Source organism: Stenotrophomonas sp. YJH_SMC_65 (assembly GCF_059369475.1).
Genome location: NZ_JCAFSR010000002.1, coordinates 592957 through 605399, shown reverse-complemented (window position 1 = coordinate 605399; position 12443 = coordinate 592957). Strand labels below are relative to the sequence as shown.

15 protein-coding genes and 1 tRNA gene are annotated in these 12443 nt (G+C 66.3%); 6 read left to right on the top strand and 10 right to left on the bottom strand.

Features of this window, described 5'->3' with window-relative positions; all coding sequences use genetic code 11:
• Positions 1–78: 78 nt before the first annotated feature.
• Together AC5P7A_RS05870 and AC5P7A_RS05865 are read right to left on the bottom strand one after the other, a co-directional pair.
• Positions 79–846, bottom strand: coding sequence for a sulfurtransferase (locus AC5P7A_RS05870; RefSeq protein ID WP_046429896.1), 768 nt, complete (start codon positions 844–846; stop codon positions 79–81).
• 307 nt (positions 847–1153) lie between these two features.
• Complete coding sequence (locus AC5P7A_RS05865) at positions 1154–1519, bottom strand: DUF6164 family protein (protein ID WP_032959288.1); 366 nt, start codon at positions 1517–1519, stop codon at positions 1154–1156.
• Positions 1520–1589: 70 nt separating this feature from the next.
• Here AC5P7A_RS05865 and AC5P7A_RS05860 point away from each other — a divergent pair, with 70 nt between their 5' ends.
• Both AC5P7A_RS05860 and AC5P7A_RS05855 read left to right on the top strand, forming a co-directional pair.
• Positions 1590–2024 carry an FKBP-type peptidyl-prolyl cis-trans isomerase gene (locus AC5P7A_RS05860; RefSeq protein ID WP_014646684.1) on the top strand — a complete coding sequence of 145 codons (435 nt, stop codon included), beginning with the start codon at positions 1590–1592 and terminating at the stop codon, positions 2022–2024.
• A complete protein-coding gene (locus AC5P7A_RS05855; protein ID WP_495219945.1) occupies positions 2011–3258 on the top strand; it encodes a TIGR03862 family flavoprotein in 1248 nt (415 codons plus the stop codon). The genes AC5P7A_RS05860 and AC5P7A_RS05855 overlap by 14 nt, the downstream gene beginning before the upstream one ends.
• A gap of 92 nt (positions 3259–3350) precedes the next feature.
• Here AC5P7A_RS05855 and AC5P7A_RS05850 read toward each other — a convergent pair whose 3' ends face one another.
• The 4 genes from AC5P7A_RS05850 to AC5P7A_RS05835 all read right to left on the bottom strand — a co-directional run bounded on the left by AC5P7A_RS05850 (position 3351) and on the right by AC5P7A_RS05835 (position 7451).
• Positions 3351–3812 carry a GNAT family N-acetyltransferase gene (locus AC5P7A_RS05850; protein WP_032959291.1) on the bottom strand — a complete coding sequence of 154 codons (462 nt, stop codon included), beginning with the start codon at positions 3810–3812 and terminating at the stop codon, positions 3351–3353.
• Between the two features lie 105 nt (positions 3813–3917).
• Positions 3918–5540, bottom strand: coding sequence for an FMN-binding glutamate synthase family protein (locus AC5P7A_RS05845; RefSeq protein ID WP_014646681.1), 1623 nt, complete (start codon positions 5538–5540; stop codon positions 3918–3920).
• A gap of 55 nt (positions 5541–5595) precedes the next feature.
• Positions 5596–6882, bottom strand: coding sequence for a nucleotide sugar dehydrogenase (locus AC5P7A_RS05840; protein ID WP_014646680.1), 1287 nt, complete (start codon positions 6880–6882; stop codon positions 5596–5598).
• A gap of 134 nt (positions 6883–7016) precedes the next feature.
• Positions 7017–7451 carry a BLUF domain-containing protein gene (locus tag AC5P7A_RS05835; RefSeq protein ID WP_014646679.1) on the bottom strand — a complete coding sequence of 145 codons (435 nt, stop codon included), beginning with the start codon at positions 7449–7451 and terminating at the stop codon, positions 7017–7019.
• A gap of 131 nt (positions 7452–7582) precedes the next feature.
• On the opposite strand from AC5P7A_RS05835, the gene AC5P7A_RS05830 reads away from it, so the two are divergent.
• Positions 7583–7669, top strand: a tRNA-Leu gene (locus AC5P7A_RS05830).
• Between the two features lie 21 nt (positions 7670–7690).
• On the opposite strand, the gene hemN is transcribed toward AC5P7A_RS05830, so the two are convergent.
• Positions 7691–9100: an oxygen-independent coproporphyrinogen III oxidase gene (gene hemN, locus AC5P7A_RS05825; RefSeq protein ID WP_041864131.1), complete on the bottom strand. Its 1410-nt coding sequence runs from the start codon at positions 9098–9100 to the stop codon at positions 7691–7693.
• A gap of 44 nt (positions 9101–9144) precedes the next feature.
• Positions 9145–9585, bottom strand: a complete 441-nt coding sequence (locus AC5P7A_RS05820) for a group III truncated hemoglobin (RefSeq protein WP_041863293.1) — start codon at positions 9583–9585, stop codon at positions 9145–9147.
• Positions 9586–9764: 179 nt separating this feature from the next.
• Here AC5P7A_RS05820 and AC5P7A_RS05815 point away from each other — a divergent pair, with 179 nt between their 5' ends.
• On the top strand, positions 9765–10052 hold the full coding sequence (locus AC5P7A_RS05815; RefSeq protein ID WP_111205968.1) for a hypothetical protein: 288 nt from the start codon (positions 9765–9767) through the stop codon (positions 10050–10052).
• Positions 10049–11104 carry a 4Fe-4S dicluster domain-containing protein gene (locus AC5P7A_RS05810; RefSeq protein ID WP_111205967.1) on the top strand — a complete coding sequence of 352 codons (1056 nt, stop codon included), beginning with the start codon at positions 10049–10051 and terminating at the stop codon, positions 11102–11104. Before AC5P7A_RS05815 ends, AC5P7A_RS05810 begins: the two co-directional genes overlap by 4 nt.
• Before the next feature lie 9 nt (positions 11105–11113).
• Here the strand turns inward: AC5P7A_RS05810 and AC5P7A_RS05805 are convergent, their stop codons facing one another.
• Entirely contained in the window at positions 11114–11350 is a 237-nt protein-coding gene (locus AC5P7A_RS05805; RefSeq protein ID WP_005416001.1) for a hypothetical protein, read from the bottom strand.
• Between the two features lie 358 nt (positions 11351–11708).
• Positions 11709–11912: a helix-turn-helix domain-containing protein gene (locus AC5P7A_RS05800; protein WP_014646673.1), complete on the bottom strand. Its 204-nt coding sequence runs from the start codon at positions 11910–11912 to the stop codon at positions 11709–11711.
• Between the two features lie 111 nt (positions 11913–12023).
• On the opposite strand from AC5P7A_RS05800, the gene AC5P7A_RS05795 reads away from it, so the two are divergent.
• The gene (locus AC5P7A_RS05795) at positions 12024–12425 is read left to right on the top strand and encodes a helix-turn-helix domain-containing protein (protein ID WP_005415999.1); all 402 of its coding nucleotides are present in this window, start codon (positions 12024–12026) and stop codon (positions 12423–12425) included.
• Positions 12426–12443: the final 18 nt, after the last annotated feature.

Genomic DNA, 12443 nt, shown 5'->3' with positions numbered 1-12443 from the left:
TGTAGAGCCGAGCCCATGCTCGGCTGCTGTTGATCAACAAAAGGCAGCCGAGCATGGGCTCGGCTCTACCGAAGCGTGTCAGAACGCGCTGGGGCGCGGCTCCGGCAGCGGCTGGTCGACCATCGGCTTCAGTTCGGCATCCAGCGCCACGCGCTCGTCGAACACGAAACAGCGGCCTTCATAACCTTCGCCGCCGACCTCCTCGAAGTAGCCGAGGATGCCGCCATCTAGCTGCAGCACGTTGTCCATGCCATCGTTGGCCATCCACAGTGCGGCCTTCTCGCAGCGGATGCCGCCGGTGCAGAAACTGACCACGGTGCTGTCCTTCAGCGCCTCGCGATGCGGCGCCAGCGCCTCGGGCAGGTCGGTGAACTTGTGGATGGGCAGTACCAGCGCATCCTTGAACGTGCCGTACTCCACTTCCTGCAGGTTGCGGGTATCGAGCATCACCACCGGCTTGCCGGCGTCATCGTGGCCCTGCCGCAGCCAGCGCTGCACGGTGGCCGGATCGACCGCCGGTGCACGCGGATAGTCCAGCGGCTGGCCGTCATCGCGGCGGAAGCTGATGATCTCGTCCTTCACCTTGGCCTTCAGCCGCGCGAACGGCTGGTGCTCGCTCAGGCTGGTCTTGACCCGCATCCCGGCAAAACGCGCATCGGCATGCAGCGCGGCGTAGAAATCCTCGACCGCCTCCGGCTCACCGGCCAGGAACAGGTTCAGTCCCTCGCCCGCCACCAGGATCGTGCCCCGCAACCCGGCCGCCTGGGCACGCGCCAACAGCTGGTCGCACAGGGCCTGGGGGGCGTCGATGACGGCGAAATGGTAGGCAGCGGTGTTGGCGATCATCCTGCCATTTTAGCGCCTCCAGCCCGCACAGACAGATTCAGGGGGTCAGAGCCCTCTGCGCAGCAGAGGGATCCGACCCCAAGCCCGGCAGACACCCGGAATCTGTCAGAGGCGGGGCGGTGTGGGCAGGCGGGACCGTTGGCGCCATGGATGGCGCCATCGAGCCCCCAAGGATGGGTTTACGGCGTGTCCCGCCTGCCGACACCGCCCTGCCCGCCACGGATTGCCTGCCGTTGCTGTTGCTGTTGCTGTTGCCGGCCAGCGGCCGGCACTACCGCGGGTGCCGGGTGCAACCCGGCCGCGCCCCCTACCCCCGCAACAGCATGAACGGCAGCAGCACCAGCGCCGCCGCAGCGGCCATGCCCAGCAGCACCAGCACCACGAACACCGGCCGCCGCCGGAACAGGCTGCCAAAGGTCTCCGCCGTGCCATCCCGCAACGCCTGCTCACGCTCGGCCCGCACGCGCACACCGCGCGCCGCCTGGTACCCGGCCATCAGCGCCTTCGCGCGCGGATGATCGGCGTCCTCGCGCAGCCACAGGCCACCGTTGGAAATGCCCCAAGGGCTGGGTTCGGTGCGGTACCAGGCGATGCCGTGCTGGTCGAGCAGCGTGCAGACATCGGCATATTCGTCGTCGCCGACATTGCGCAGATTGAGCAGGAGTTTTGCCATGCCGCCATGATACCCGGCGCCGATGCGCTACCCTTGCCGCCCTCGCCCTGCGCCCTCCTGGAGACGCCCGATGCGCCGCCTGCTGCTTCCCCTGCTGCTGTCCCTCGCCGCCGCTGGCTGCTCGAGCGAGCCCTCCGGTCCGCCGCCGGGCGGCACCCTGACCACCTTCGAGCGCATCGATACCGTCGCTGGCACCGGCACCGAAGCCGTTCCCGGCAGCAAGGTCACCGTGCACTACACCGGCTGGATCTACGACAACCGCACCGAAACCAAGCACGGCAAGACCTTCGACAGCTCCTTCAAGCACGGCCAGCCGTTCACCTTCGCGCTCGGCGCCGGCCAGGTCATCCGCGGCTGGGATGAGGGCGTGGCCGGCATGAAGGTCGGCGGCAAGCGCACGCTGATGATCCCGCCGGATTACGGCTACGGCGACCGCCGGGTCGGCCCGATTCCGGCCGGTTCGTCGCTGGTGTTCGATGTCGAGCTGCTCGATGTCAAGCCGTAATACCGCATTGCCCCATCGGGTCGCCGTCATCGGCGGTGGCCCGGCCGGCCTGTTCGCCGCCGAGCGCCTGCGCGCCGCGGGGCTGGACGTGGACCTGTACGAGGCCAAGGGCTCACCCGGCCGCAAGTTCCTGATCGCCGGCAAGGGCGGTCTCAACCTCACCCATTCCGATCCGCGGCCGCTGTTCGACAGCCGCTACCGCGAGCAATCCACGGCCGTGGGCCGCTGGCTGGATGGCTTCGACGCGCAGGCGCTGCGCGACTGGGCTGCCGGCTTTGGCGTGGAGACCTATGTGGGCAGCTCCGGCCGCGTGTTTCCGGTCGACCGCAAGGCTGCGCCGCTGCTGCGCGGCTGGGTGCGCCGACTGAAGGAACAGGGCGTGCGCCTGCATGCCAACCACCGCTGGATCGGCTGGGGCAACGACGGCGCGCTGCGCTTCGCCACCGAAGCCGGCGAGATCGATGTCCACGCCGATGCCAGCGTGTTGGCGATGGGTGGCGGCAGCTGGCCGCAGCTGGGCAGTGATGGCGCCTGGGTCGCCCCCTTGCAGGCACGAGGCGTGGACATTGCGCCGCTGCAATCGGCCAACTGCGGCTTCGACATCGACTGGACGCCGTTCTTCGCCCAGCGCAATGCAGGCGCACCGTTGAAGCCGGTGGTCGCGCACTGGCTCGACCTGGCCGGACAACCGCAGTCGCTGCAGGGCGAATGCGTAGCCAGCGAGTACGGCATCGAAGGCAGCCTGATCTACGCGCTGGCCGCAGACCTGCGCGAGACCATCAACCGTGATGGCCATGCCATGCTGTGGCTGGACCTGGTGCCGGGACGCGATGAAGCACGCCTGCTGGCTGATCTTTCGCGGCCGCGCAAGGGTCGCAGTTTTGGTGAGCATCTGCGCCGTCAGGCCGGACTGGATGCGGTGAAGGCCACCCTGGTGTTCGAGATCCTTGGCAAGGATGCGGGCCACGACCTGCCTGCCGTGGCTACCACGCTCAAGCGCCTGCCGTTGCGCCTTCTGCGTCCACGGCCGATGGCCGAGGTGATCAGCACTGCCGGCGGCGTGCGCCTGGCTGCGCTGGATGATGGCCTGATGCTGCGGGCAGTACCCGGCGTGTTCTGTGCCGGCGAGATGCTGGACTGGGAGGCCCCCACGGGGGGCTACCTGCTGACGGCGTGCTATGCCAGTGGCCTGCGCGCCGCCGAGGGCGTGATCGGGTGGCTGGCTGGGCGGTGACACCCGCATTGTGGAGTTTAGCCATGCTCAACTGCCTTTGATTCAGGCGATGAAGCAGTCGAGCATGGCTCGACTCTACAATCCCCGGGCGCTCACCACGGCCTGCGCATGCTCACCGAAGCCAGCGCCACGCCGCTGGGATGCGGGTAGGCTTCCTCCCGCACGGCAATGAATCCCTGCCGTTGGTAGAACGGCACGGCGTTTAGCGAGGCTGACAGCACCACCTCGCGCTCACGATCGGCCATCGCCAGCAGACGCTGCATCAGCGCCTGGCCGATGCCCGTGCCGCCACGATCCGGATCGACGAACAGCGCATCGACTTCATTGGCGTCGGTATCAAACACGCCGAACCCGAGCAGGACACCCTGCCCGTCCTCGGCCACCACGCAGCCTCCCTGCCCCAGCAGCCGTGCGTACTGCGACGGCGGCGGCGAAGCAGACCACGGATCGATCACCTCCGCCGGGTAATGGCTGCTGCACGTCTCGCGAACGCAACGCGTGCGCAGTGCCCACAGCATGGCGACATCGTCGATGGTGCCGGTCCTGAACCGCATGACATCTCCCTGTAGAGCCGAGCCCATGCTCGGCTCGGCTGTTCTTCGTTCCAACATCGCGATGAGAGAAGCAGCCGAGCATGGGCTCGGCTCTACAGCAACACATTATCGCGACTTGCTGGCGCGCAGCGCCTGGATCTTCGGCGGCGGCTGGAACGAATCGCTGCGTGCATCGGCCCAGAATGCATGGAACACCGCATGATCCGGCACCTTGTGCAGCAGCTCGCCCGGTTCCAGGTAGCGGTACAGCGACGCCAGCGAGCGGATCTCGACAGGCGAAACACGACGCAGGATGTGCTCCGGCCCCAGTTCGGCCGGATCGTTCAGGCCGGCCGCACACAACAGCTCCTTCAGGGCGTGCAGCGTGTGCTCGTGGTAGCTGTACACGCGGGTGGCCTTGTCCGGTGCATCCAGGTGCTTCCAGCGCGCCCGGTCCTGGGTGGCGATGCCGGTCGGGCACTTGTCGGTATGGCAGCTCAGCGACTGGATGCAGCCCAGCGCGAACATGAAGCCACGGCCGGCATTGCACCAATCGGCACCCAGCGCGATGGTGCGCGCGATGTCGAAGGCGCTGGTGATCTTGCCCGCCGCGCCGATGCGGATCCGCTCGCGAAGGTCCAGGCCGACCAGCGTGTTGTGCACCAGCAGCAGTGCTTCGTGCATCGGCACGCCGACATGGTCGACGAACTCCGCCGGTGCTGCGCCAGTACCGCCTTCGGCACCGTCGACCACGATGAAGTCCGGCAGCAGGCCGGTTTCCTGCATCGCCTTGGCAATGCCGAACCACTCCCACGGGTGGCCGATGGCCAGCTTGAAACCGACCGGCTTGCCGCCGGACAGTTCGCGCAGACGGGCGACGAACTGCAGCAGTTCGACCGGCGTCGAGAACGCCGAGTGACGCGACGGCGATACGCAGTCCACGCCCATCGGCACGCCACGGGTGACCGAGATCTCAGCGGTCACCTTTGGCGCCGGCAGCACGCCGCCATGACCGGGCTTGGCGCCCTGCGACAGCTTGATCTCGATCATCCTGACCTGATCATGGGTGGCGTTGGCGACGAAGCGCTCTTCACTGAAACCGCCCTTTTCGTCACGGCAACCGAAGTAGCCCGAGCCGATCTCCCACACCAGATCGCCGCCCATCTCGCGGTGGTATGGCGAAATCGAACCTTCGCCGGTGTCGTGGTAGAAGCCACCGCGCCGCGCGCCTTCGTTCAGTGCGCGGATCGCGTTGGCCGACAGCGAGCCGAAGCTCATCGCCGAAATATTGAACACGCTCGCCGAATACGGCTTTGCACAATTGGCGCCGATCAGCACGCGGAAATCGTGCTTGGCGATGGCGGTCGGCGCCAGCGAGTGGTTGATCCACTCGTAATCCACCGCGTAGGTGCTGCGCAGGGTGCCGAACGGCACCGTGTCCATCTCGTTCTTGGCCCGCTGGTAGATCAGTGCACGCTGCTGGCGCGAGAACGGCACGTCCTCCAGGTCGCTCTGCACGAAGTACTGGCGGATTTCCGGACCGATCGATTCCAGGCCGTAGCGGAAGTGCGCCATCACCGGATAGTTGCGGCGCAGCGTGCTGCGCTTCTGCAGCAGGTCCCAGGTCCCCAGTGCCACCATCGCGGCGGTCAGGCCGACGCCCCAGTACCAGGCCGGCCAGATCGTGGCCAACCACAGGCAGATGGGGAACATCAGGATGGCGAGCAGGTAGACGATATACCGGTGCATGGCGTTCCTTGGTTGCAACTGCCTGCGAGTCTACCGTGCTGCCCGCCGCCCGGGTTTACAGGCGATCGTCAACCACGTTGCGTGGCCAGGCCGATTTGACGTCGTAGACCAGGCCGCCCGGCGCCAGCAGCGACCGGATACCGGCCTCGTCCATCGCCTTGAAGCGGGCATGGGCAACCGCCAGCACCACCGCGTCATAGGCCCCTGCCACGGGTTCGGCCAGCCACTGCACGCCCTCATCGGCCAATGCCGCCGGGCCGACCCAGGGATCACTGACCTCGACCTGAGCGCCGGCATCACGCAGGCGCTGCGCCAGCTCGAGCGCGCGGCTGTTGCGCAGGTCCGGGCAATCCTCCTTGAAGGTCACACCGAGCACCAGGATGCGCGACTGCACTGGTTCGCGGCCGCGTTCGGCCAGCATCGCCAGCACCCGCGACGCCACATGCTCACCGACGCGGTTGTTGACCTGCCGCGCGGTGTGGATCAGGTCCGGGTGGTAGCCCACGCTCTCGGACTTGTGCAGCAGGTAATACGGGTCCACGCCGATGCAATGGCCGCCGACCAGGCCCGGCCGGAATGGCAGGAAGTTCCACTTGCTGCCGGCGGCATCGAGCACATCCTGGGTATCGATGCCCAGCCTGTCGAAGATCAGCGCCAACTCATTGACCAGCGCGATGTTCACATCGCGCTGGATGTTCTCGACCACCTTGGCCGCCTCGGCCACGCGCATCGATGGCGCGGGGAACGTGCCGGCGGCAATGATGCGCTGGTACAGGCCATCGATCACCGCAGCCACTTCCGCTGTCGACCCCGAGGTGATCTTGCGGATGTCGGCCAGGCGCCGCTGGCGGTCACCGGGACTGACCCGCTCCGGGCTGTAGCCGCAGTAGAAGTCTTCGTTGAAGCGCAGGCCCGAGCCTTCTTCCAGCAGCGGCACGCAGACTTCTTCAGTGGTGCCGGGGTACACCGTGGATTCGTAGATCACCAGGTCACCCGCGCGCAGATGGCTGGCGATCAGCCGCGTCGCCGAACGCAACGGCTCCAGATCGGGCTGCTCATAGGCATCGATCGGCGTCGGCACGGTGACGATGTAGACGTTGCATGCATCAAGCAAGGCCGGATCGCTGCCGTACTGCAGCTGCCGAGCACTGGCCAGCTCGTCGGCCTCCACCTCCAGCGTATGGTCCTGGCCATCGCGCAGCTCGGCGATGCGATCGGCATCGATGTCGAAGCCCAGCGTCGGCCAGTGCCGACCGAAGGCCACCGCCAACGGCAGGCCGACGTAGCCCAGGCCGATCACCGCAAAACGCGGGGTCTCCGCTGCCGCAAGGGACGCGCTCACTGGCATGTCCCGCGCAACGGCATGCATGCCGCCATGGATTCGGCCGACCTGCTCATTCGCTGCACCACTCCGTGTAATTCCACGCCAGAAAGGCGACAGCGTAACGGCCCGGGCGCCTGCCCGCCAAGATGGGATCAGGAGCCCAGTGCGACCGCGGCCGGTTCCAGTTCGCCATCGGCGCCGGTCCAGGCCTGCCGCAGGCGCTCGAAGCCACCGCTGCCAAGCAGGAAGCCCGGCCACGCCGATTCAACGATCTGTGCCAGCAGCTCCGCATCAATGCGCCGGGTTCCCATCGACCAGCGCGGAAACGCCCGCTGCGCCACCGGCGCGCGGCACAGCACCTTCAGCTGGCCATGGCTGCGCGCATTGACGATGCGCTGGTACACCGAATCGATACCGTCCTCCGGGCCTTCCAGGTACTGCAGGAAACGGCTGCCATCGAACATCAGCACACCGGTGACACCGGCTACACGGTTGAATGCCGTGGCATCGGCCAGCAGGCGGTCAAGATCGGTTGTCTGCAGATCGGCGCGGGCCTCACTGGCATAGGCAATCGCGTGCAGCGACATCGTGCGGCTCCCCCCCTGGGAACGATGGTTGGGACTATGACATGAATGGGAGCGACAGTTAAACACGCTGCCGCTCCACGGCAATCCAGCTGCGATTCTGCAGCTGGGCTACAATCGGCGCCGCGCTGCAGGCCCGGATGGCGAAACTGGTAGACGCATCGGACTTAAAATCCGCCGGGGGCAACCCCATGCCGGTTCGATTCCGGCTCCGGGCACCAACCGCGCTGCGCGAGTACACCTTAGATTGCACGCGAGTAACGCGGCTGTTCATGCGCCGCGCGCAGGTAGGGGTCGAAACACATTGCCAGCAGCCGCAGCAGCGGCCGACCCGGCTCGCTGGCGCGCACTACACCGTCGCGGTATTCGGCCAGGCCGTCTTCCTGCAACCGCTGCACCGAACGCAGGTCCTCGGCGAAGTACTGCTCGAAATCGACGCCATGGCGCTGGCCCAGCACGGCACCGTCCACCTCGCCCTGGCACATCAGCTGCTGGATGAGTTCAGCGCGCAGCTGGTCGTCGGCGCTCAGTGCCACGCCGCGCCAGACCGGCAGCTGGCCCTGGTCCACCGCGTCCTCCCACGACGGCAGGTCACGCGGATTCTGGCTGTAGGTGGCACCGATATGACTGATCGCACTCACGCCCAGGCCGAGCAGGTCGGTATCGGCGTGGGTGGTATAGCCCATGAAGTTGCGATGCAGCTGGCCGGCACGCTGCGCGCGCGACAGGTCCTCTTCCGGCAGCGCGAAGTGATCCATGCCGATGTACTGGTAACCCGCAGCAGAAAGCTTCTCCACCGCCAGGCCCAGCAGCGCCAGCTTGTCTTCCGGTGAAGGCAACCGGCGCTCGTCGATCTGCTTCTGCGCGCGGAACAGGTGTGGCAGGTGTGCGTAGCCATACACCGCCAGGCGATCCGGTCGCAATGCCAGCACTCGTTCCAGGGTGCGGCCGAATCCCTGCAGGCTCTGTCCAGGCAGCCCATAGATCAGGTCGACGTTGACAGAGCGCATGCCGCTGTCGCGGCAGGCATGCAGGATGTCCAGCGTCTGCTGCACGCCCTGTATGCGGTTGATCGATTCCTGCACATGCGGATCGAAATCCTGCACGCCCAGGCTGGCCCGGTTGAAGCCCAGCCGCGCCAGCATGGCGACATCGCGGGTATCGATGAAGCGCGGATCGAGTTCGATCGAGAAATCGCGCTGCGGCGAATCGCTGAAATCGAAGCGCCGGCGCAGCCCCTCCACCAGCGTGGTCATCGCCTCGGCCTCGAGGAAGTTCGGCGTACCACCGCCCAGATGCAGCTGGATGACCTCACGGCCGTCCTCGAACTGCGGCGCCAGCAGGTCGGCCTCGGCCAGCACGCGCGCGACGTAGCTGTGGCCCCGACCGCGGTCGCGGGTGATCACCCGGTTGCAGCCGCAGTAGAAGCAGGGGCTGGAGCAGAACGGCACATGCACGTACAGCGACAGCGCGCGCGCCAGCTGGTTGCTGTCGGCGATCGCCTGGCGCAGCGCCGGCGCGTCGAAGCCATCGTGGAAGTGCGGCGCGGTCGGATACGAGGTGTAGCGCGGCCCCGGCCGGTCATGCCGGCGCAGCAGGTCGGGGTCGAAGGTCCAGGCCAGGCCACCGGCGGCGGGAGAGAACGTGTCCATGCCGCCAGCATCGCGCCGGACGGCCATGACCGCCTTGACCCAGATCAATCGCGGGTGGGGATTCCCAGCACCGGCAGACCCACCTGCGGCCAGCGCAGCATCTGGTAGCGCTTCCAGAAGGTGTCACCGATGCGCGCGGCGACGTCGTTGGCCAGCTCCTGCATCGGCGGGTTGCCGCACTCGGCGGTGGTGATCCGGAACAGCACCAGCCAGCGATCGAACAAGTCCTTGTCCAGCTCGATGGCCATGTGCTTGGACATCGGCGAGCCCTTGAAGCGGCGCGTGCCGCGCAGCATCGCCGACCAGAAATCGACCAGCTGCGCCAGATGTTCCGGCCAGTCGTGGACATGCGCCTGGAACACCGGCCCCAACCGCTCTTCCTCGCGCACGCGCGCATAGAAGTCGTGGACCAGGCGGGTCACTTCCTGCTCGGTGCACAGCCCGGGCGAGGCGACGGGCAGGACAGGTGGCGGTATTGCGTTCATCGGGGTACCCAAAGCGTGCCGGCAGTGTGCCGCAGCCGGCCGGCACCGCCGTTGATCCAGATCAATGTCGGCGCAGTCCGCTGCACCTAGGCTGCCACGATTGCAGGAAGCATGCCCTGCGGATGCTGCGCCGGCCTCGGCGGAGTATACGCGCCGCCCTCATTCCGATCCGGGACAGCATGAACAGACCCTCTCCCAGCCGCCGCCAGCAGCTGATCCAGCACTGGGGCGCCATCCTCTGGCCCAGCTTCATCGCTGCCGGCCTGGCCAGCGTGGTGTTCTTCGCCTTCGTCGACCCGCTGCGGTTGCAGGCGATCAGCTTCCCGGGCAAGGCGATCAGCCGTGAACTGGGCTATACGACAGGATTCTTCATGTTCTGGTCGGTGACCGCACTTTCCAGCGCAGTCACCTGGTACCTGCAGCGGCCCCTGCCGAGCGATGACGACGACGAGCTGCCGCTGGGATGAGTACGCCCTGTACCGGAACCGGAACCCCACGCCCCTGGCGTTGGCGCGGCGCGCTCAGCGCGCTCTTGCTGATTCTGTTCTATGCCCTGCCATGGCTGCGCTGGAATGGACACCAGGCCCTGCTGCTGGACATCAACGCACGGCGCTTCGACCTGTTCGGCTGGACGTTGTGGCCCGGCGATGTCGGCGTGCTGATCGGGTTGCTGGCGGTGCTGGCGGTGGGCCTTGCGCTGCTCACCCACCTCGCCGGCCGCATCTGGTGCGGTCATGCCTGCCCGCAGACGCTGTGGCGTCGTGCCTTCGACTGGATCGCGCACGGCATGGCCAAGGTCTTGCCAGTGCCAGCCGTGCGCCCGGCCACCCAGGTCGCCTGGGGGTTGCTGTCGCTGTGGACTGGCATCACCTTCGTCGGCCTGTTCAGCCCGATCGCCGGACTGCTGGCCGCCGCTCCGCATGCCGGCTGGAGCGGCTGGGAAACATTCTGGGTGCTGTTCTATGCCGCCGCCACCTGGGGCAATGCCGGCTTCCTGCGCGAGCAGGTGTGCCGTTCGCTGTGCCCGTTCGCGCGCATGCAACCACTGCTGATCGATCCACATACACCACGCATGCTGTACGACGCGCGCCGCGGCGAACCGCGCGGCATGCGCCCTCCGGGCATGGGGGGCGTGCTCGGACGCGGACGCGGCCTGCTCGACCCGACCACCGCACAGGACTACGTGTTCCGCGCCGCACATCCGCTGCTGGCCGGACCGATGCCCACCTTCAGCGCCGATCGCCTGGGCGACTGCACCGACTGCGCCGCGTGTGTCAGCGCCTGCCCGATGCAGCTGGACATCCGCCAGGGACCGCAGGCCGATTGCCTGGCCTGCGGCGCCTGCCTGGACGCCTGCTCGCGGCAGCAGCACCAGGCCGGTTTCGGCCCGGGGCTGGTGCGCTACTGCAGTCCGCAGGCCATGGCCGGGCAACCGCGGCAATGGTGGCGACCGCGGACCCTGGCACTGCTGTCAATGCTGCTGGCGCTGTTGGCCTGTGGCGCCTGGCGCCTGCTTTGAATCAACGGGTCAACGCGGCCCGTTGGCGTGCGGCGGCACCAGCTGCGCACGTCGGACGATGCCGAGCTGTTCGATGATCAGCGCCATTTCATTGGTGACTTCGGTACGCTCGGTCCCCTGCGGGACCAGGCGGTCCAGCACCTGCTGGTAGGTATCCCAGAACGCCGGACCGCATCCGTGTTTGTGATAACTGGCTTCCAGTTCGCGGCGTACCCGTTCAGCCAAGCCATGCATGCCGTATTCCATACGACCTCCGTTGGACTTGTTCTGCATCGTTGACGGTCTACCGACTCACTTGCGAGCTACTGAAAGACTCCCGGGCTTCACGCCCGGTTGATGCCAATTAGTCATAGATTTCACGACAGGTCAATTACATGCAGCGACTTTCGTGATCGAAATTATTAATCGTTCACGAAACCACATACGGGATGACAGGCTTCCCGGATGGGCCGGAGCCGACAACCTACCGATTCCTCCAGCCTCTGCCCTGGTAGGCCTCATCGATAGCCCGACCCCGTTCCATCGAAGTTTCCTATATTGCTAAGCATACTTAGCAAATGGCACTTAGAGTGCTATATGCGACAAAAGGCGGCGCAGTTGACGCTTATTCGCCCTGCGTGGCTTCAGTTGCCGGGAACAGGTTGGGATAGCGCTGATGCAGGATGTATTGGCGTAACGCAGGAATCGGGAAATCCTTGGGCCATTGCGACACTGCAGATCGGCTTATGCCAAAAAAGCGCGCCAGTTCGGCATCGGTGCGGAAACCCAGCCGGGTGCGCACCTGCCCCTTGCTCCAGAATTCGGTCACGGTCGGTCCTTCTGTTAACCAGACTTATTCTTGGAACAAGGGATCTTTGCGATCCACGCGTTAAGCTGGCTTGCATAGATGAATACTCTCGGCCAACGACTCGCCATTGCCATGAAGAAAGCCGGGCACCCTCGCCCGGCCGATCTGGCCCGCGCCGCCGATTCGACGACGGCAACCATCAGCAACTGGCTCAACGACCACGTCAGCCCCGCCCATGTGAAGGCCGAACAGCTGTTCCGCATCGCCGATGCGGCCAAGCTGGATGCGCGCGAACTGCTGTATGGCGTGAGCGGGCTTGGCGTCGGTGAGCGGGGCAATACCTATATCCCCAGCCAGGCCCACCTGGATGTCTGGCAGGACGCCTACGAACTGGTCAGCCATCTGGTGGAAGAGAAAGGCCTGGAGATCGACCATCGCCGCCACGCGGCCCTGGACCTGCTGGCCTTCGAACTGCTGATGGACGGCTTCAGCCGTAGCAAGGTCATCCGGGTGCTGACGACCTCGATGACGTGAATGCACTACCGCTGGTAG